The organism is Bacteroides sp. 2201st1_D9_2201SCRN_220225, assembly GCF_040928965.1.
GTDB lineage: Bacteria > Bacteroidota > Bacteroidia > Bacteroidales > Bacteroidaceae > Bacteroides > Bacteroides stercoris.
This window is the reverse complement of record NZ_JBCODG010000014.1, coordinates 54,471-75,920: the sequence shown is the minus strand read 5'-3', so window position 1 is coordinate 75,920 and position 21,450 is coordinate 54,471. Positions and strand designations below refer to the sequence as shown.

Genomic DNA, 21,450 nt, shown 5'->3' with positions numbered 1-21,450 from the left:
TTGCAAACAGGAAAACAGTCTTCCGTTTGCAACCTTTTTTATAACTAGCGTGAAATACCATATCATGCTTTATGTTTTATCATCAGAAAGCTTAACTACCGGTTTGTCTTTTCTGCTATTATGACAAACCGGTACTGGTTAGGCTTTGTTTAATAACCCGGATTCTGCTGTGCTTTCAAAGTCGGGTTGGCATTGGTTTCACTTACAGGAATAGGCAACAATGCTTTTGTATACGTACGGTCAAAACTTTGTGATTCTTTAAGTAATGAGTAGTGCCAGCCTTGGTTTTCCTCACTGCTATAGCGTACAATCGTTTCGTTATTGCGCATGGCATCGAAAAAGCGTTGCCCTTCGCCAACCAGTTCCTTACGGCGTTCAATCAAAACTTTGCTCAGGAATTCGTCATCAGCAATAGCATCGGATACTTTGGCTGTTGGAGTTTTGGTGCGTTTGTCCAATAAATCGTTCAGATATTTTATACCTTCTGCTTTGGCTGCTCCGCCCAGTTTGGCAGCAGCTTCGGCTGCGTTCAGGTAAACTTCGGACAGACGTAAAATCGGCAAGTTGGCAAGGCGCATATCTCCCAGTGCTCCCAGCGGGAACTTATTGATGAAAATTGGATTTTCCCCATAGGTTTTCTTCAAGTCTTTGTCGTACATTGCTGGTAGCACAACTTCGTTACGGACATCTGCAGGATCGGTTTGCAGCATATCAACAAATGATTTTGTACAGATAGCATCGGCATATCCTTGTTCATTCAGCAAGTAGCCTATGCCTTCACGGTCGGCCCAGTCATCAGAACCATTGTTTATCAATTCAAAAATCATTTCTTTTGTATGGTTCGGATCTTGCTTGTCCCATGCCTCAGCGTATTGTTCGGGAGTCCATAATTCATAAGGAGAGTCGTTGATGATTTCTTTTGCTAAATCGAAGGCTTCCTGATTTTTGTTCATGTATAGATACACTCGGCACAGCAAAGCTTTAGCTGCCCATAAATCGATATAGCCTTGTTTTTCACCTGCTTTTTTGGATACGGTCAGTGCTTCTGAGTCGATGGCATTATTCAGGTCTGCAACAACTTTGGCATAAACATCGGCTACCTTGTCACGTCCGGGTTGTGCATCACGATCCAGTGGTTTGTCAACGAAAGGTACTCCAAGCGAAGCACCTTCATCGTATGTATAGGGCATGCCGTACACTTTTACCAAATCAAAATGTACTAAGGCGCGTATTACTTTGGCCTGATTGTAGATATTTGCCAATTCAGCCTGAAAATTTTCCGCATCGGTAATTGTCTTGTTATCTACAGCCTCAATCAAGCGATTGGCGCGTCTTATCACATTGTACTGTATATTCCACATGTTTGGGGCATCATCTGCGGTATAGCGCATTTCATAGCAAGAAGAGGTGCGCATACCTTGAGTGCGTGCCTGCATGTCGTCCCCCCGGACATCTCCATAGTAGAACATGCGAGCTGCATAGTACTGGGTGTAAGTGGAATTGCCTTGCAGGCCATCATACATACCATACATTGCTGTGCGGGCATCATTATAATTGGTAATGGCGGAACTTGTTGGCGTTCCGTTGGAAGGAGTTTGGTCCAGCCAGTTATTCACACAGGACGAAAGCCCTGTCGTGACTGCTGCTAATGCTAGGATATTATATATTTTCTTCATAATGTATATGCTAAGTAAAGATTTTAATTAGAAACCAAGTTCGATACCAAATGTAATTGTTCTTAATGCAGGTGTCTCGAAGTAACACAGTCCGTCAACAGGGGTTTCTGGATCTACATACAAGTCTTTGGATTTCCAGGTAAGCAGATTATTACCCGAAATGTAAGCTCTTAATTTGCTTATTCCGGCCTTTTTGGACAAGTTGCTTGGAAGAGTGAAACCTATGGTCAGGTTTTTCAAACGTAAGTGATCGGTAGGCATCATCCAACGTGAAGAAACCGTATTTTTATTGCCATAGGCAAATAGGGGCAATTTAGCGTTGTCGCCCGGTTGCTTCCAGGTATCTTCAATCTTATAGTATGCCGGAACATTACCTACATAGTTGTAAGTACCGCCATTAGACTGTAACCAAGTTGCAGCATCGTATGCATGACCGCCCAAAGAGTAAGTCAGAGTAAAGTTTAAATCTATGAATTTCCAACTTACAAAGTTAGTCAGACCACCGGTCAGTTTCGGGTCGGGCGAACCGATAATCACCTTATTGGCCTCATTCGAATGTATGGTGGTTTCACGACTTCCATCTTCTCCGTTAATGTAGAACATTTCCGATCCGGTTTCCGGATCAACACCTGCGTATTCGTAAGCATAGAATGATTGATAAGCCTCTCCGATACGATGAATGGCTATGCCGTCAATCATTTCGTTCTGTTCGCCGTCCAGTTTTAACAAGGTGTTTTTGTTGTGTCCGAAGTTCAAGGATGTGCTCCAATACCAGTCTTTGTTTTGGATATTGGTGGATTTAATTTCAAATTCAACACCGCGGTTTCTCATAGAGCCGACATTCATCAGCATAGTGGCTCCACCGCTACTATTGATTACACCCGGCACGGCTGAAATATTCTTGCTCATCAACAAATCCTTAGTGTCTCGGTTATACCATTCTGCAGTAATCGACAATCTGTTCCACAGCGTAACGTCCAAACCTACGTTGGTTGCGTAATTCTTTTCCCATTTCATATTGGGATTGTCAAAACGAGCTTCAGCCGAACCGCCATTTCCTGCATAGTTATAACCAAATTCATATACGCCCAAATAACCGTATAAATCTGTGGGTTGTGTACCGTTCACACCGTAAGATACACGTAATTTGGCATCGGTCAGCACATGCTTGATATCCTGCATGAAAGCTTCTTCACTCAGTCTCCAAGAACCGGATATAGACCAGAAATCTCCCCAACGGCTTTCTCTTGACAAGCGGGAACTGCCATCCCGGCGATAACTTGCACTAAAATAATACTTGTTATTGTAGTCATAATTGATACGTCCCAGGAAAGAAGTCATTCTGTATCGTTCTACATGGCTTGAAGCACGGCTATCGCCTGCATTTTCTATTTCCGGCAGGTAAGAAGGGTATTGGTTTCCGTTGGCATATAAATAATCATATTTATAATCTTCGGTTTCAAAGCCTACCAAAGCATCCAGATTGTGTAATCCGAAGGATTTGTTGTAAGATAATTGTGTTTGTGTATTTAACTGCCCTCTGTTGCCCATAACGCGCTGATAAACACCGTTTGATGAACGACCGTCGTTGCTGCGGGGATCCCACCATATACGTTCATTGTTTTGGTTGAAGTCATAGCTGATGGCTTCTTTCAATTTCAGATTATCCCAAATAGTCCAGGTAGCGGCCATTGAACCGAGGAAGCGGTTTATGGTAGCCCTGTTGTAATTATATGTTTCAGTTTGTATAGGGTTGGCACCATTCAGTGCAGGGAAGTTACTGCTGAATGAACCGTCTTCATTATATGGATATGTAGAGGGAGAGGCAGTCATTGCATAGCACATGATAGGGCTTGCAAAGCTGGTCCCTTCATTATTTACGTTTTGGGTTGAATTGGTATACATGGCGTTGGCTTCCAATAACACTTTGTCGGTTTGGTGTGTAACATTGGCGCGACCGGTGAAACGCTCATAGCCTGATACATTTGTAATACCTTCTTGCTTTGTATAAGCAAAAGAAGTATAAAACCTCGTTTTTTCATTACCGCCTTGTGCATTTACTTCATAATTCTGGTGGCTACCGTTACGGAATAAGACATCTTTCCAGTCTGTATATCCTGACCAGGGTTCTGCTGCATATTCATCGATGTTTTTATTGGCCAAAGCTGCTGCTTGTTCTGCATCATAACCAAGGGTATATTTGGCATAATTCTCAAATCCCAAGTGCAGGATTTCACGTCTTTGCTTACCATCGAGAATCGGTCGATAATCGATTGCCATATTAGACATACCCCAGTCTGCTCTTACCCCTATCTTGGTTTTGCCAGCAGAGCCTTTTTTGGTTGTTATGACAATAACACCATTAGCGGCACGCGAACCATACAATGAGGCAGCCGCAGCATCTTTGATCACCGTCATGGACTCTATGTCATTGCTATTCAGTGTAGCCATTAGACTGTTACCGGAATCTGCGTAAGTGAATTCGCTGACGTTTCCGTTCAGCATGGGCACTCCGTCAATGACATATAATGGTTCATTGCTGGCATTGATAGACCCCATACCGCGAATACGCACAGAGGCAACGGAGCCGGGCTGACCGGAAGTAGAAGTGATTTGAACACCGGCAACAGAACCTGCCAAACGATCTTGCACGCTGATAGAAGGTAAATCCTGTAACTTTTCGGTAGTCACATTTGATGCAGAACCTGTAAATGAGGACTTTTTGAAGGTACCATATCCGGTTACTACAACTTCATCAAGCACCTCAGTATCAGGTTTCAATACCACTTTTAAGTTCGGTTTGATAGCCACTTCCTGAGTCTGCATACCGATGTATGAAATCTGCAAAGTTTTCGCAGAACTTGGTACATTCAGTAATGTAAAATCACCATCTACATTGGTAATAGCACCGATTTGCGTACCTTTTACCAATACAGAAGCTCCAATAACTGGCTGCCCATCTTCTTCAGAAATCACAACACCTGTGACTTTCTGTGTTTGGGCAGTTACCAGACCTATACCCACAAAAAGGCAGGCCAATAACAGCATTAATTTTCTTTTCATAAATTCTCTCTTAAAGTTTAACTTTACATTAATTGTTTCTTTACTCTAACAAAATGCAAATATATTAATAAATATGAAACACACAACTATTTTATTGAAAAAACCTTGTAAATCTATCAATCTGTTAAGAATTTCGATTATTTTATGCTGAATAGCATGTTTTATGCAATTATAGAACCTTAAAATGGTAATGTTTACTACCACTATGTTTTAATCATTTTGTTCTATTATTAATCCGAATATATATATTTTAAAATAAAATAGTTAAAAACGCTCTCATATTTACGCTAGTGCATCCGATAAAGCAAGATATCTTGAATCTTTTGAGTGACTTCAAAGAACAGACCGTCAAAGAAAGAGTCTTTTTTTGCAGATATTAATTCTTATTCAAACCCTGTTTTGCACAGAATATCATCTTATTTGTTTATAGTATTAATCAAAATAACTTGAGATGAATAAAATTATTTACAGTCTTGTGTACAACAGAAAGAAATGTCTGAACAAAAGAGGAATGGCACTGGTACAAGTAGAAGCTTATTTGGACAGAAAGAAGAAATACTTTTCAACCAAAGTCTATCTGAAACCGGAACAATGGGATGCAAAAAAACTAGTTGTAAAAAACCACCCTAATGCAGATGCTCTCAACCGCCTGATTTACGAATTTGTCGCAGCAATAGAGAAAAAAGAATTGGAATTATGGCAGCAGGGCAAACGTATATCATTGGAATTATTAAAGGATGCTTTAGCTACCAGAGAGAACAATTCTTCATTTATATCTTTCTTTAAGCAAGAGGTTTCGAATTCGTCTTTAAAGGACAGCACCAAACGCAATCATCTTTCTACTCTTCTATTGCTGCAAGAATTCAAAAGGGATATAGTATTTTCCGATTTGACATTCGAGTTTGTTTCATCTTTTGAGTACTTCCTGCAACAGAAAGGATATCATACCAATACCATTGCGAAACATATGAAACATTTAAAACGCCACATAAATATTGCTATTAATAAAGAATATATTGAAATCCAGAAATATGCTTTCAGGAAGTATAAAATAAAAACCGTGGAAAACAAACACACCCATTTAGTACCAGAAGAACTGGAACAATTGGAACGTTTGAGCCTGACGGACAAGCATATGAAACTGCAAAAGTCCTTGGATGCTTTTCTGTTCTGCTGTTATGCAGGAATGCGATACTCTGATTTTACAAATTTATCAAAGAAAAACATTGTAGATATAAATCAGGAAACGTGGCTTATATATAAATCTGTAAAGACCGGAACAGAAGTGCGGTTACCCCTTTATCTCCTTTTTGCAGGCAAAGGAATTGTAATCCTTAATAAATACCGCAATAATCTGGAGGATTTTTTCCGCTTAAGAGATAACTCAAATATTAATAAAGACCTGATAATCATTGCGAAATTGGCAGGGTTATCAAAAAAGATTTCATTTCACACAGCCCGTCACACCAATGCAACTTTACTTATATATAATGGTGTAAATATCACTACTGTACAAAAGCTGCTTGGTCATAAAAGCGTAAAAACGACACAAGTGTATACCAATATTATGGATATGACGATTGTCCATGACTTGGAAAAAATAAAGCAAGCAGCACTTGGTATCAAAAAAAAGACAGATAACAGCTTTAATAAGTAGTAAGCAAGTTGTTTTGTAATGCTGGAACTTTTAGTTTTCTCCTATAAAACTAAAAGTTTTACACCGATAACCAATAAATTATTCCATGCAATCAGGTGTAAATACACATAGGGGTTAGCCCATTTTTAAAGCAATGTGTGGCGTGATAGATAGTTGTAAATAATTTTATCTATCACACCTGTTTTGCACGGATTAATATGCTTGAAATCAGAAGTATATCCCCTATAGTATGATAGCATAACAGATGATTTTCATTTTAAACTTGATAGAGAGGCCGAGTTCAAGTTATAAACGGAAGACTTAAGCTACCAATACTTTTTTGCTTACAAAATGTTATTTCAAAAAGCAATAAGTATATTTATGATATGATTATTATCCAACAGTCGTCCATACAAAGCGCTAATAATCAACAGTTATTATAGATTATAGGTAGCACTTTGGTAATATAATTCGATTATTAGATACGGCCAGAATGATATGTGTAAATACTTTTGCTCTGAATGGTAACTTAACTGTTACTTATAAAACTCTTATTTTTAGTAACTTATATCTTTATGAGTTCTGCGAAAACTTTGCAAATTTCATACATCGGTATGCAGACTCAGGAAGTGGCTATCAAACCAAACCTAAAAGTAATATTAAAGTCTGATACGGAGCTGCTTGATGAAGTAACCGTAGTAGCTTATGGCACTAAACGTAAGCAGGATCTAGTAGGCTCCATCAGTAGTGTGAAAAATGAAATTATCAGCAATTCGCAGGCTGCATCCGTTTCAAACGCACTCGAAGGAGCTGTAGCCGGCTTACAGGTAGTAAGTTCTTCCGGACAGCCGGGACAGGATGCCGATATCGTCCTGCGCGGTATAGGTTCTATTTCAGCTAGCAATAATGCGTTGATTGTGGTAGATGGCGTGCCTTTCAACGGTAAGTTGTCGGATATCAACCCTACAGATATTGCTTCGGTGAACGTATCGAAAGATGCTGTTTCCAACTCCTTGTATGGTTCTCGTGCAGCCGGAGGTGTAGTTATGATTACGACCAAGACCGGACGTAAGGACAAAGTATCCATTAACTTTGACGGTAGTTGGGGGGTGGCACAGCGTGCGTATAAGGATTATGACATGGCTACCGATCCCGGAGAGTTCTATCGCCTGACTTGGTACGGTATTCGTAATACCTATTGGGCAGCCGGAAACTCCATTGAAGATTCTAATTTGGCAGCCAGTCAGGATTTGCTGGGCGAACTGGGTAATTACAATGCTTACATTATTCCGCAAGGAGAATATCTGGTGACACCTGATGGTAAACTTAATCCCAATGCGCGTTTGCGTTATGATGACACTTTTGCTGATGCCTTGTTCGACAACGCTTTCCGTCAAGAATATAATGTGTCTGCATCAGGCGGTAACGACCGTACGGATTTCTATGTATCTATGGGATATTTGGACAATGACTCTTATGTATTAGGTTCTTCTTATGAACGTTTTACAGCTCGCGCCAATGTTAACTCCCAACTGAAGTCTTGGTTGAAAGTAGGTACCAATGTAGGGTATTCCAAAGCTACTCAAAACGGTGTACAGGAAAATGCCGGAACTGCTTCTAATCCTTTCGCTGTGGCACGCTCCTGGGCTCCTATCTTTCCGGTTCATGCCTATGACGCAGAAGGTAACATGAAATATTATGAAGACGGACGTCCCATGTATGATGCCGGAAACGGTGAAACAGACGGTACATCCAAACGCCCTACTGCAACTAATCAAAATGTGATAGCCAACATGAGAGAGGACATCCATGAAAGCGTGTATAATAACCTGACTTCACGTTCATATATAGAAATCTCATTCTTGAAGAATTTCAAGTTTACGGCAAATTACAGTTATGATTTTACGAATGACAGCGAAACACTCTATTACACGCCAACTATCGGTGACGGACAGTCGTTCGGTGGTCGAGGTACACAGGCAAGTATCAACACAACAACTACCAACTTCAACCAAATTTTGGCCTACAGCAATGTATTCGGCGATTACCACCACTTATCGGCTAAGGTCGGTCATGAATACTATAAGTATGAATACGACTATTTTGACGGACAGAAAACAAACTTTTTTAATCCGAGCAATCCGGAACTGAACAATGGTGGACAGATGCAATACATCAATAGCTACAAGGTGAACCACAACATCGAGGGCTACTTCGGTATGGCAGACTATGATTACAATAACAAATATTATATCTCAGCAGCTTTCCGCCGCGACGGTACTTCCCGCTTCCTGGACCGTTGGGGTAATTTCTGGTCGGTAGGGGCCGCTTGGCGTATTTCCAATGAAGCATTCATGGACGGAACGGACGCTTGGTTAAATGACCTGAAAATACGTGCTTCATATGGTACCCAGGGTAATGAAAATATACTTTCGGATGAAGGTTACGCCTATGTATACACACCTTACCAAGACCAATATACGGTTACTTGGAATGGTGCTGAATTAGGCTATTCACCGGAATTTTACGGTAATCCGGATTTGACATGGGAAAAGCAGAAAACTTTTGACGTGGGTGTAGACTTCCGCTTGTTCGACCGGGTATATGGTTCATTTGAATACTTCTATCGCCGTACAGATGATATGCTTTTCAAGCGTCCCGTAGCTTTCTCTACAGCCGGACGTCCATATAACTGGGAAAACCTGGGTGCGATGAAAAACACCGGTATAGAGTTCGATGTAAATGTAGATATTTTCAATCAGCCTGACTTGAAGTGGACGGTATCGCTTGTGGGTTCCCACTACAAAAACCGCATCTTGACGTTGCCCGAAGAAAATCGCAAAGATGGTATTACCAGTGGTCCATTCAACCTGCGTGAAGGCAAGAGCCGCTTTGAATACTATACTTATATGTATGCCGGTATGGATGAAAAAGGAAATGCCATGTGGTACATGGACGAAACAAATGATAAAGGAGAAGTAATAGGCCGCACTACCACTACTACTTACGCCGAGGCAACCCGCTATTTCATCGGCAAATCTGCATTGCCTGATTTTAATGGCGGTTTCAGTACTACTTTCTCTTACAAAGGTATTGATCTTTCTATAGCAACGGCTTTCCAGATTGGAGGCTATGCTTATGATTATTCCTATTTGGATGGTATGAGCTCCTCATTCTATGTAGGTCATAACAAGGATATGTGGAAGACGTTCAATCCGGAGACAGGTACAGGCTCACTCCCTATCTGGAATGCGGACAATGCTTCTAACTCTTTCACTCAGCAGTCAGACCTCAATCTGATAAAGGCCAGCTACTTCAGTATCCGTAACATTACTTTGGGTTACACATTACCAAAAAACCTGATGCAGAAATTCGGTATTGAAAAGTTGCGCATTTATGCTACAGCAGACAATCTTGCCTTGTGGTCCAAACGTCAGGGATTTGACCCCCGTGTGGCAATGGCAGGCGCTGACGATGAATATGGAGGCTATTCTCCGATGCGTGTGATTTCAGGAGGTATCAACCTTACATTCTAACTAAAAAAGTTTTGTATATGAAGATAATAAAATATATGATGCAGGTACTCGTTGTCGGCAGCCTGCTTACATCTTGTGTTGAAGATGCCGATGTTACCGCTTATTTGACCGAAGACCAACTGAGCAATGTGGCTCAGGACGACCCTGATAAAACTTTTTCGGCCGCTGTGGCAGGTATGTATTCTGATATGCAAAAGTATTATGATACCGATATGCAACATAATTATTTCGGTCAAAAGAGCTTTGATTACCTGACATCGTTGATGGGTAACGACATGATTATGACCGGACGTTTCGGTATGAGTCTCTATCATTATTTGTTGGATTATTGGCAACAGAACTATACTCCGACCAACAATCGCTGGAAAGAATACTATCGTGTCATAGCCAATGCCAATAATATTCTCAAACTGATTGACCCCAGCAGTGAAGATCCTGCCAATTTGAAATATCGTGCCATCGCTCTCGGCTTCCGTGGCTATGCCTACTTGCAACTAACCTATCTGTACCAGCACTCTTATTATACCGGTGCAGACGGAACGAAATGGGGACGTGGAGAGAAATATGACTTCTCGCAATTTCCGTGCGTGCCACTTATCACAGAAGAAACGGAAGGCGACCAGCCGCGTGCTACTGTAGCCCAGATATATGAGCAAATCATGAGCGACCTTACTACTGCCTTTGGCTTCTTCAAACAGTTGGATATGATACACACCTCCTCACCTACGGATATGGACGGTTGCGTAGTAGCTATGCACTTGGCCCGTGCAAATATGGTTATCCATGAATGGGATAAAGCGATAGAATATGCGCAAGTAGTGATAGACAACATCCCTATGTTAACGAATGAAAATCAGATACTGCAAGGGTTCAGTAACATCAGCCTGCCGGATGTGGTATTCGGCTGCGACATTACTGCAGATAATAGTACGATTTATGCATCTTACTTCTCGCAGATGGATGCTTACAGTGAAGGCTATGCTGGTATCGGTGTATGGCGTGCCGCCTTTAAGCCGTTTGTAGACCGCATCGCGGATAATGATATTCGTCTGCAATGGTTCTGCTGCGACCGTTCTACAGGTATGGATACTGAAGATAAAGACGGTAAGCCTATCCGTGTGACATTGTTGCGTGATACTGAAACGCCAGCTTCCGTAGAATATCAGGCTGTGAAATTCATCGGCACAGGTCGTGAAAATATCCAGGCAGGTACATTCAGCGGTTGGGAATTGGGAGACTATATCTATATGCGTTCGGAAGAAGCTTATCTGATAAAGATAGAAGCTTTGGCACACAAGAATTCTCCGGATGCTGTAACCGAACTGGAAAACTTCATGAAGACCCGTCAACCCGATTATGATTACACCTTTACGAACAAAGCCGACTTGATAGAGGAAATCATTTATCAAAAACGTGTAGAGTTCTGGGGAGAAGGCTTGGAATATATTGACAATCGTCGTTTGAATATTCCTGTAGACCGTACAGATGAAACCTGGGGTGCAGAAAACAACAATCACTTTTCTGCTGCCAAGTTCCGTTATAATCAGGAAGAACGTCCGTTCCTTTATCAGTTGCCCATCTCGGAAATAGAGAATAATTCTCAGATTTCTCCGAGTGACCAGAATTGATAGAGGTAAAGAATATGTTATACGATAAAATCGGTAAAGGCAAACTGCTTTTACCGATTTTTCTACTATTGCATCACTAGAAAAGGTCTGTCAACAATAGTATTCCTTTTTAACTGATCCGTTTCCTTAACCAAATATCGAAGAACTTGTCATACACGCTATACACTCCCAATTCATTAGTTACAAAATCTTTATCTAAAAGTCCTCTTATGGCTCCTTGCACAGAACTCGCCGTTAGCTTATAAGTTTTTAAAAATTTAGAGGAAGTGATTTCCTGAGCCTTTCCTTCCTTACAAATAGCAATGAGAATTTCTTTTTGTTTAGGTGGGAGTTGAAACAGAAGTGAAGAATAGGTAAAATTTAGTTGTGACAAAATATTTTCAATGGCAAAATTCACTTTATCAACAGTACACTCCTCACCTTCAGCAGTCATTGCATAAAGCGAGTTTGCCATAAACTGAATGTACCAGGTTATTCCTTCAAAACGTTTATAAACTTCTTGAATTGTTTCTACTGCAATTTTTTTCTTATTCTCCGCAAAGTGTCTTTTTATGAATTCCGTATAAATATCTGCATTAATAGGAGACAGTTCCATAATGGCCGTACTTTGGTAAAACGGACGTGACGGACTAGTAAATATCTCTCCCATCATATGACGTTGCGAACCGGCATAGATAAATTTTGCATTGGAACAATGTTGGATATGTGTCCGTAATATGGCTTCAACATCCCCTTCCGGATATTTGGCTATGACTTGAAACTCATCAATGGAAATCAGGCAAGGCTTATCCGCTTCTTCCAAATAACGGAATATTTCATCAAGCGTTATAGCGGGAGTCTTTATATCACCCATTTCCAAATTCCAACTGGGATTACCACTGAAATCAAAAGAGATACTGGTGCGAAGAGAGGATAAACATTTGAGAAACAGCTCCCATGCTTTTCTTCCACGCGGCTTCAAACCATTCAGAATACCTTTACCAAGTTCAAATACAAACTCCTGAAAATTCTTTGTTGCATATATATCGATTAAAAATGTGTGATATACTTCCCTTATTTGTTGCTGATGAAAACAATGCTCTATCAGCCCGGTTTTTCCTAAACGGCGAGGGGATATCAAAGCTACATTATTTCCGTTGGTTATATAACGTGTCAATGTAGTTGTTTCGGTTATACGGTCGCAAAAGTACTTTGCTGAAATATAGCCACTGGTTATGAAAGGGTTTATTTTTGTCATAGGTTACATGTTTTACACAAAGATAATTATAATCTTATTATAATAGCTTGTTTATGATGTTTTTTTGTAATAGGATTATGTTTTATTTTGACATAAATCTTTGTTTGCGACTTTCATCATAGTGTATTTCTTTATGGTCAACCACGGCTACTCACATTACTTTTTATTTTACAAAAATAGTTCAACAAAAAACTAAAGTATATTTCGATAGTTTCAATATAGACTACATCGTTATGTGTATATTATTGATAATCATTGTTTTATTGTAAAATATGGTAACATATGAGTAACTTGATAGTTTTGTAAATACATGGTAGAGCATATTCTATTGAGGTTTTTAATTAAATGCAATGATTTTGTATCTACTTATAAAATGTTTATTTATAGAAGTTTACGCATTGATACAGTTCTGCGAAAACTTTGCGAATTTCGTTCGTTGGTATGCAAACGCAGGATGTGGCAATCAAACCAAATGTAAGAGTGATACTCAAATCAGATGCCGAACAATTGGATGAGGTGGTAGTAACTGCTATGGGTATCAAACGCGATCGCAAAGCATTAGGCTATGCGGCACAGGATTTGAATTCAGAACAACTGAATAAAGCAGGAACAACCTCGCTTGCCAGCGCTATACAAGGTAAGCTGACGGGTGTAGATATTCGTCAGTCATCGGGTGCACCGGGTGCTTCTTCTCAGATTGTAATTCGTGGTGCTCGCTCGTTTGATGGTAACAACCAGCCGTTATATGTAATTGATGGTATGCCTGTGAATACAACTGCGGATTTTGATACCGGTAAATCTGTAACGGGCGCTAACTACGCTGATCGTAGCATAGATATTAATCCTGAAGATATAGAGTCTGTGAATATACTGAAAGGTCAGGCAGCATCCGCATTGTATGGTATCCGTGCATCCAACGGTGTGATTGTCATTACGACCAAACGCGGTTCCAAAAACAATATGAACAAACCAAGCGTAACGATTTCAACGAACCTGAGTGCACAACGGGTTTCACGCAAATTCGAACGTCAAAATATATATTCGCAGGGCAACAGCATTGCAGCAGGATATGATCCGTCTTCTTCCATGACTTGGGGACCAAAAATCAGCGAATTGGCAAACGACCCCAAATATGGTGGAAACATGAATAATCAATACACTGCGGCAGATGGTATGCGCGAAGGACAATATTACAATCCCAAACGCGCACAAGCCGGTTTGGACGGTTGGACTACGCCACAGATTTATGATAATGTGGGCGATTTTTTAGGCACAGGATTCACTGAAAACACAAACGTGAATCTATCACAAAGCATCAACGGAATAAACTATTCGTTCGGCGTGAACAATTCGCACCAGAATGGCATCATTCCTTCAACAGGCATGGACCGTTGGGGAGCGCGCGGATTGGTAGATTGGAAAATCAATCCACAGTGGAACACAGGATTCTCCATGAACTATTCATCTACTAAAATTACATCTGCACCGGGAGCCAACGATGGTATCATGAATGTGGTTTACTCTGCTCCGGCCGAATATGATTTGAAGGGTATTCCCAATCATGAACCGGGCAATCCGACAAACCAGATATTGTTCCGTTCCACCTCATTTACCAACCCTTATTGGTGGGCGGAACATAATGAATATCTCCAGCATACCAACCGTGCTTTTGGCAATACCTATTTGGAGTACCAACCGGATTTGGGCTTGGGAGAGAACTTCTCACTCAAGATTAGGGAACAGGCCGGTCTTGACATTTGGACTTCTGACTATGCCACCGTACGGGAAATGGGCAGTACGTCATCGCTGAAAGGTGGAGACATAGAGAATTACGGTTCTCAGCATAATGTATTCAATAATCTGTTCACCGTTAATTTTGACGGTAAATTCGGAAAAAGCGACGAATGGAGACTGAATGTAATATTAGGAAACGAGTTCAATCATGAGAGTATCCGTAACTGGGATTATTACGGCAGCAACTTCAACTTTCCTGGTTTTACCAACATTGGAAATGCTACTTCACTAACATCTAGTGAGTATAAGCGACAAGAACGTACAGTAGGCTTTTTCGGAAGTCTTTCAATGTCATGGCAAGATCAGGTGTATCTGACCGTAACCGGACGTAACGACTACGTATCAACCATGCCGCGCGGCAGTCGCAGTTTCTTCTATCCTTCAGTATCATTAGGCTGGGAGTTCACCAAATTACCTTTCTTGCAGAACAATAAAATATTAAACTATGGTAAACTCCGTGCTTCGTTCGCACAAGTAGGTCAGGCCGGTAACTATTATGCCAATTATTATTATACTCCCACCTACGGGGGCGGTATGTACTCTTACTATCCGGTTACTTATCCTCTACCCAGCGGAGTATCTACTTTCACACCCTATTACCGCGTGTATGATGAAGAATTGAAACCGCAAAATACAACCAATTATGAAGTAGGTGCCGATTTACATTTCTTTGGCAGCCGTTTGAAAGTGGAATACACATACAGTTTGCAGAATGTAGAAGATCAGATATTTTATGTACCCGTAGATGGAGCGACCGGCTATCAGGAAATGTTGACCAATGCCGGAAAAATGCGCACGCATGCTCACGAACTTTCTATTAATGCTGCTATTCTGCAAGCCAAAGATTTCGACCTGAATTTGGGTATCAACTTTACCAAAGTAAACAACAAGGTTATAGAACTGGCTCCGGGTGTGGAATCCATTATGCTGGGCGGATTTGTAGAACCACAAATTCGTGCACAGGCAGGATGTACTTATCCGAACATATATGGTTTGGGCTTCAAACGCGATGAAGCAGGCAATTTGCTGTTACTGAACGGTCTGCCTCAATCCTCAGGCAATAGCCAAGACTTGGGCAACTGCTCTCCGGACTTCACTACTGGTTTTACGCTAGGTGGTCGTTATAAACGTCTTTCACTCTCTACCACATGGAGTTGGCAACAAGGTGGAAAGATGTATCACGGAACAAACATGACTCTGAATTATTTTGGTGCTACCAAAGAGTCACTTCCTTATCACGAAGGAAGTATGGTTGCTGAAGGCATAGATGAAGCAACGGGACAGCCCAATACAGTTGAAGTAAATAAAGCCGATTACTATCAGGCTTATTACAATATCACCGAATCTGGCGTGTATGACACGAGCTTTATCAAGTTGCGCGACCTAACTTTGACTTATCAACTGCCCAAACTCGGTATCTTCGACATTTCGATTTACGGCTTTGCCCGTAATGTGCTTGTTTGGGCCAATTTGCCCAACTTCGATCCGGAGTCTTCGCAAGGCAATAATAATATGAGCGGATACTTCGAACGGTTCTCAGTTCCCAACACATCCAGCTTCGGCGGTGGTCTTACTATTAATTTCTAAACATACCAACATAAAGATTTCGATTATGAAAAAATACATATTCATGACTTTGACGGTGGCTCTTCTCGGACTGACAGCATGTACAGAAGATGCATTTGACCGTATCAACAAGGACTATGAACACCCTTCACCGGAAGCCGTCCCGGCAGCACTCCAACTGACAGATGCCATTATGTCCACAGGCTTCAGTACCGTATCGGGTGACTTTGCTTTTTACCTTTCTTCGCTCAATGAGCAAGAGATAGGTATGGGTAACAACCAATTAATGTTTGCCGAAATGCGCAACTCAAGCGAATGGGCTGCTTCTACTACCTTTAACAATGTATGGAACTCTATCTATGGCAATTTACAGAATATACGCCAAATGCAGAGTAAAATAGAGAATGAAGTACCGGGTAATGTCGGACAGTTTGATATACTGGGTATGGCACAAGTATTGGAAGCTGTAAACTTCGGTGTCCTAACCGATATGTTCGGTGATATTCCTTATAGCGAAGCTGTGCAAGGGCAAGGTAATTTGCAACCTAAATTAGATGCACAGAAAGATGTTTATACTGGTATTTTGGCTACACTCGACAAGGCTATTGGTAACTTGGAAAAAGGCAAAAGTTTGACAAGTGCCGGTAATCAGGACATAGCCTACAAAGGGGTTGCATCTAAATGGCTCGCAGCTGCTCACGCTCTGAAAGCACGCTATCTGTTGCATAAACTGGCGGTAGAACCTAACGTACTTTCAGAAGTAGCAACAGCCGTACAAAAAGCTATAGACAACGGATTCGAAGGATTTACGGTGACAGGATTTAATGGTTCTACATGTGACAATCCATGGAGTGCCTATGTTTTCAGCCGCCAGTACACAGCACCTTCAAAGACAGTAGCGGACTTGATGGAAGCCACAGATGATCCTCGCTTGGATTATTATCTGAATGCTTTGGGAAAGTCTTATACTCCGGGAGATGAAACTATTGCCAAGACAGTAGATGATGCCAGAGTAATGAAATATCAGCCGGCATGGTATTTGTTCGGTTCACAGCCTATTCATATCATGAGTAAAGCCGAACTCTATTTCATTCAGGCAGAAGTTCAACTGCGTTCAAACATTGATGCCACCTCGGCGTATCAAAAAGCAGTAGAAGCTTCTGTTACGGAAATTCTGACTTGGTTTGGAGATGAATCCACTGTACCGACTGCTGCTACAATAGCAAAAAACTATGCCATGTCTTTGGGCGCACCGACACTCCAAAAACTTTTTGAACAGAAATATGTGGCGCAAGCATTGGACGAGCAAGTGGAAACTTACAACGATCTGCGTCGCTTGAAAGCAATGGGAGAAGAGTATGTAATACTGACTAACCCGAGAAACACCCAAAGCGGTATTAACCGCTATCCGGAACGCTTGCCCTATGGCAACAGTGCGGTCATCGGCAATCCGGATGTGAAAGAAGCCTACGGCGACGGTTCTTATATCTATTCTGAGAAGACGTGGATAAACGGAGGTAAATAAATTCCAGTAAATAAATCCCTTTGTTTTAGGTTGTTTTCACAAATTCAATCTAAAATGGAGGGATTTTTCCGTATTAAAACTCATCTCCAAACATTGTTCTTTCTTTAGGAATAAAGCATTTATAAATATTTACAAAAGAACAATAGTTAATACAAGATATACTATAGTATTCCATAACAATGTATTCGTTTAAGTTCAATATATAATTGATTAAATTATATCAACAAAAAGATAAAGAAAAAAACAGAAAGTAAATTTTCAATATGATAATAAAACTGCATTATCATCATAAATACCTGAATATCAATGATATATATTAACTTCAAGTAGATAATGGGTATACCTCCAAATCCCGTACCTCTCTTATATTAGCTTTTAAAGAAGACTATACTAATTATAATCAGTTCTATTAAAGATATAATATATTAATAATCAGATGTTTGCTTTTTATGCAGTTCTGCGAAAACTTTGCAGATTTCATACATCGGTATGCAGACTCAGGAGGTGGCTATCAAGCCGAACTTAAAAATACTATTGAAGCCTGATACTGAGGTGCTTGATGAAGTTGTCGTTGTTGCTTACGGTACTGCTAGCCGCCAGTCCATTACAGGTGCTGTAGCTTCTATCGACTCAAAGAAACTGGAGATGCGCCCTGTTACTGAAGTAACGGGAACTTTGGAAGGTGCTGCTCCCGGTATTCAGGTGAATAACTCATATGGCGAGCCGGGTAGCGATAAATCCGAAATCCGTATTCGCGGATTTGGTTCTGTAAACGGAACTAATGCTCCGCTGATTGTCGTAGACGGCTCTCCTTATGGCGGAAGCTTGAATGATATCAATCCGCAGGATATTGAATCTATTTCTGTTCTGAAAGATGCTTCATCTGCCGCTCTTTATGGTAATAAGGCTGCTAATGGAGTTATCATGATTACCACTAAAAAAGGTAAAAGTCATAAGTTGAACTTCCGGATTGGTGTGAAGCAGGGTATGTATACCCGTGGTATACCGGAATATGACAAATTGGGCGTAAACCAATGGATGGAAGCTATGCGTTCCGGTATGCAAAGCTATTGGGAAAAAGACGGTGGAGTTACTCCGCAACAAGCATTCGAAGCATCTAAAACAGTCAATGATGACATTGTTTTTTCTCCTATCTTTGATAAGAACGGTGCTGCCATGTTCGATGAAAATGGAAAGTTCGTAGCAAAGGTAAAACCCGGTTACAATGATTTGGATTGGCTGAAGGCATTGGAGCGCACAGGTTATCGTCAGGAATACACAGCCAGTGCGGATGCTATGGGAGAAAAGTATGATATTTTCTCTTCTTTCGGCTATTTGAATGAGAAAGGATATATCATTGGCTCGGATTATGACCGTTTCACTGCACGTTTGAAGGCTAACTATCAGCCGACTTCCTGGTTTAAAACAGGTGTAAGTCTGAGCGGAACAATGTCCGGCTCTAATTATCAGGCTAATGCTCATGATGCATATTTTGCTAATCCGTTCTATACAGCCGGTCAGATGGCACCGGTCTATCCTTATTTGATGCATAATGAAGACGGAAGCGTGGCTACAGATGGCACCGGTAACTCTTATGATATAAGTAACTATGATTATTTGGGTGGTCGTAATATTATTTATGAGATTCAGAATGATATCAGCCGTAAGGAACGTAATGCCGTATCAGGTCAGATATATGGTACGATTTCTTTCTTGAAGGATTTTGCGGCTACTGTAAGGGGGGACCTCTATAATGTAAATAACACGGAAAAAGCCTTCAATAACCCCTATTGCGGTGACGGTGCTGCTAACAACGGCCGTCTTTCAAAAGTACATGACCGTATACGCGAATACCGTTTTACACAGGAACTGACATGGGCTCACGATTTTGATAAGCACCATATCGATGTATTGCTGGCTCACGAATCTTTCAAGCACTCCTATAATTATGATTTCATGATGAAGGAGCAGATGAAAGTCAGTGGAAATACGGAGATGAGCAATTTTGCAAAAATGACAAGTATCGATGGTTATAACCAAGAATACACTACGGAAAGCTATCTTTCCCGTGCACGCTATAATTTTGCGGAAAGATACTTCCTGGATGCTTCATTCCGTCGCGACGGTTCTTCACGTTTCTCCGATCCGTGGGGTAATTTCTGGTCGCTGGGTGCAAGCTGGATTATCTCTCAGGAGAAGTTCATGAAAGACCTTACATGGATTGATAATCTGAAGTTCCGTGTTTCTTACGGTGAAGTTGGTAATGATGCCGGTGCCGATTATTATGCTTACAAGGAACTGTTCTATTCGGATGTCAATGCCGGTATCGGTGCGTTCTATAAAATTCAGATACCTAATAAGAACTTGAAATGGGAAACTTCCGGTTCATTGGATATCGCGTTGGAAGGTCGTTTGTTCAACCGTTTCAATTTCTCTTTGGATTTCTTCAATAAAACATCTAAAGATTTGCTTTTCACGGTTTACAATCCGCTTTCTGCCGGTGCAACCGACTGGTTTGCCACTTCTGACGAGACGCCGTCCGGAATGTCACAATATTTTGCTAACATAGGTAGTGTTCGCAATACCGGTCTTGAAGTTGCTATGGATGTAGATGCCATCCGGACTAAAGATTGGAAGTGGAATATCGGTTTGAACCTGACTACTATCCATAACGAAATTACAAAATTGCCCGGCGGTAAAGACATTCTGCATGGAACACAGAACTACAGTGAAGGACACAGCATCTATGAATTCTATACTTATACTTATGCCGGAGTAGACCAAATGAACGGACGTGCGCTTTATAATGCAAACTCACAGCTGGGTGAAAGTACAATCAATGCTTTGAAAGCTCAAGATGAGTATGTTACTATCAACGGTAAAAACTACGTGTACAATACATCATATGCCGAAAAAGAATGGCAAGGCAGTGCACTGCCCGATGTATATGGAAGTATCAATACCTCTTTGACATGGAAAGACCTGACACTTTCCGTACTCTGTACATATTCATTGGGCGGAAAAGTATATGATTATAATTATCAAGGATTAATGTATACTACGACTAATGGTCCGGGAGCCTTGCATAAGGATGTGCTGAATGGCTGGCAAGCTGCTCCGGAAGGTATGACCGAAGATTCTCCCAATCGTTTGAATCCGAACGGTACGCCTCAGTTCGACCTTTCAAGCTTGGCTTCTACTTCTTATGGTGCAAGTTCACGCTGGCTGACGGATGCTTCTTATTTTGTCATCAAAAATATCAATCTGAACTATTCTTTCCCAAAGAAAGTCGTTACAAAATGGGGATTGGGTGGATTGAGCGTTTACGGCTCCATTGAAAATGCGGCTACTTTTACGGCGCGTAAGGGTATGAATCCTCAATATAGCTTCAGCGGTTCTCAAGATAATACATTCGTTGCGGCACGTGTGTTTACGCTCGGACTTAATTTAAACTTCTAAAATGAAACAGATTATGAAATATACATTCAAGAACGTAATGATATTAGGACTCGGCTGTCTGTTGGGATTTACCTCTTGCTCGGACAGTTGGCTCAATACAGACTCCACGCAGACTGCGGGGGGAGATGTGATTTTCTCTACAACGGATAATGCAAAACTTGTTATCAACGGTATTTGCAGGACAATGGTTCAGCAACATGCCTATTATGGACAAAACTTCAACGGCGAAGGTACTATGAAGTTGCTTTATGGCGAATATCCCGGTCAGGATTTCAACTTCCCTTATATGGCACCGGGATGGTCTCCGCTGATGAACAACCAGTCTACCAT

At 41.0% G+C, this 21,450-nt stretch carries 9 protein-coding genes and 1 pseudogene; 7 read left to right on the top strand and 3 right to left on the bottom strand.

Annotated elements, in window-relative coordinates:
• Positions 1–149: 149 nt before the first annotated feature.
• Together AB5903_RS06715 and AB5903_RS06710 are read right to left on the bottom strand one after the other, a co-directional pair.
• A complete protein-coding gene (locus tag AB5903_RS06715; protein WP_195658167.1) occupies positions 150–1,676 on the bottom strand; it encodes a RagB/SusD family nutrient uptake outer membrane protein in 1,527 nt (508 codons plus the stop codon).
• Between the two features lie 27 nt (positions 1,677–1,703).
• Complete coding sequence (locus tag AB5903_RS06710; protein ID WP_229087210.1) at positions 1,704–4,739, bottom strand: TonB-dependent receptor; 3,036 nt, start codon at positions 4,737–4,739, stop codon at positions 1,704–1,706.
• A gap of 451 nt (positions 4,740–5,190) precedes the next feature.
• Here AB5903_RS06710 and AB5903_RS06705 point away from each other — a divergent pair, with 451 nt between their 5' ends.
• The 3 genes from AB5903_RS06705 to AB5903_RS06695 all read left to right on the top strand — a co-directional run bounded on the left by AB5903_RS06705 (position 5,191) and on the right by AB5903_RS06695 (position 11,539).
• A complete protein-coding gene (locus tag AB5903_RS06705; RefSeq protein ID WP_005653000.1) occupies positions 5,191–6,396 on the top strand; it encodes a site-specific integrase in 1,206 nt (401 codons plus the stop codon).
• Positions 6,397–6,950: 554 nt separating this feature from the next.
• Positions 6,951–9,911 (top strand): SusC/RagA family TonB-linked outer membrane protein, encoded by a 2,961-nt coding sequence (locus tag AB5903_RS06700; protein ID WP_022103488.1) that lies wholly within the window; start codon positions 6,951–6,953, stop codon positions 9,909–9,911.
• Between the two features lie 17 nt (positions 9,912–9,928).
• On the top strand, positions 9,929–11,539 hold the full coding sequence (locus AB5903_RS06695; RefSeq protein WP_022103487.1) for a RagB/SusD family nutrient uptake outer membrane protein: 1,611 nt from the start codon (positions 9,929–9,931) through the stop codon (positions 11,537–11,539).
• A 109-nt stretch (positions 11,540–11,648) separates the two neighbouring features.
• On the opposite strand, the gene AB5903_RS06690 is transcribed toward AB5903_RS06695, so the two are convergent.
• On the bottom strand, positions 11,649–12,776 hold the full coding sequence (locus AB5903_RS06690) for an ATP-binding protein (protein ID WP_022103486.1): 1,128 nt from the start codon (positions 12,774–12,776) through the stop codon (positions 11,649–11,651).
• A 441-nt stretch (positions 12,777–13,217) separates the two neighbouring features.
• On the opposite strand from AB5903_RS06690, the gene AB5903_RS06685 reads away from it, so the two are divergent.
• The 4 genes and pseudogenes from AB5903_RS06685 to AB5903_RS06670 all read left to right on the top strand — a co-directional run.
• On the top strand, positions 13,218–16,157 hold the full coding sequence (locus AB5903_RS06685) for a SusC/RagA family TonB-linked outer membrane protein (RefSeq protein ID WP_022103485.1): 2,940 nt from the start codon (positions 13,218–13,220) through the stop codon (positions 16,155–16,157).
• A 25-nt stretch (positions 16,158–16,182) separates the two neighbouring features.
• Positions 16,183–17,661, top strand: a complete 1,479-nt coding sequence (locus AB5903_RS06680; RefSeq protein WP_022103484.1) for a SusD/RagB family nutrient-binding outer membrane lipoprotein — start codon at positions 16,183–16,185, stop codon at positions 17,659–17,661.
• 468 nt (positions 17,662–18,129) lie between these two features.
• A complete protein-coding gene (locus AB5903_RS06675; RefSeq protein ID WP_272710971.1) occupies positions 18,130–21,120 on the top strand; it encodes a SusC/RagA family TonB-linked outer membrane protein in 2,991 nt (996 codons plus the stop codon).
• Between the two features lie 13 nt (positions 21,121–21,133).
• A pseudogene (locus tag AB5903_RS06670) lies at positions 21,134–21,450 on the top strand (RagB/SusD family nutrient uptake outer membrane protein); the annotation flags it as partial.

Coding starts and splice junctions, on each gene's coding strand:
- AB5903_RS06715 (WP_195658167.1), bottom strand. CDS start 1,676: ATGAAGAAAATATATAATATCCTAGCATTAGCAGCAGTCACGACAGGG.
- AB5903_RS06685 (WP_022103485.1), top strand. CDS start 13,218: ATGCAAACGCAGGATGTGGCAATCAAACCAAATGTAAGAGTGATACTC.
- AB5903_RS06705 (WP_005653000.1), top strand. CDS start 5,191: ATGAATAAAATTATTTACAGTCTTGTGTACAACAGAAAGAAATGTCTG.
- AB5903_RS06695 (WP_022103487.1), top strand. CDS start 9,929: ATGAAGATAATAAAATATATGATGCAGGTACTCGTTGTCGGCAGCCTG.
- AB5903_RS06680 (WP_022103484.1), top strand. CDS start 16,183: ATGAAAAAATACATATTCATGACTTTGACGGTGGCTCTTCTCGGACTG.
- AB5903_RS06710 (WP_229087210.1), bottom strand. CDS start 4,739: ATGAAAAGAAAATTAATGCTGTTATTGGCCTGCCTTTTTGTGGGTATA.
- AB5903_RS06700 (WP_022103488.1), top strand. CDS start 6,951: ATGAGTTCTGCGAAAACTTTGCAAATTTCATACATCGGTATGCAGACT.
- AB5903_RS06690 (WP_022103486.1), bottom strand. CDS start 12,776: ATGACAAAAATAAACCCTTTCATAACCAGTGGCTATATTTCAGCAAAG.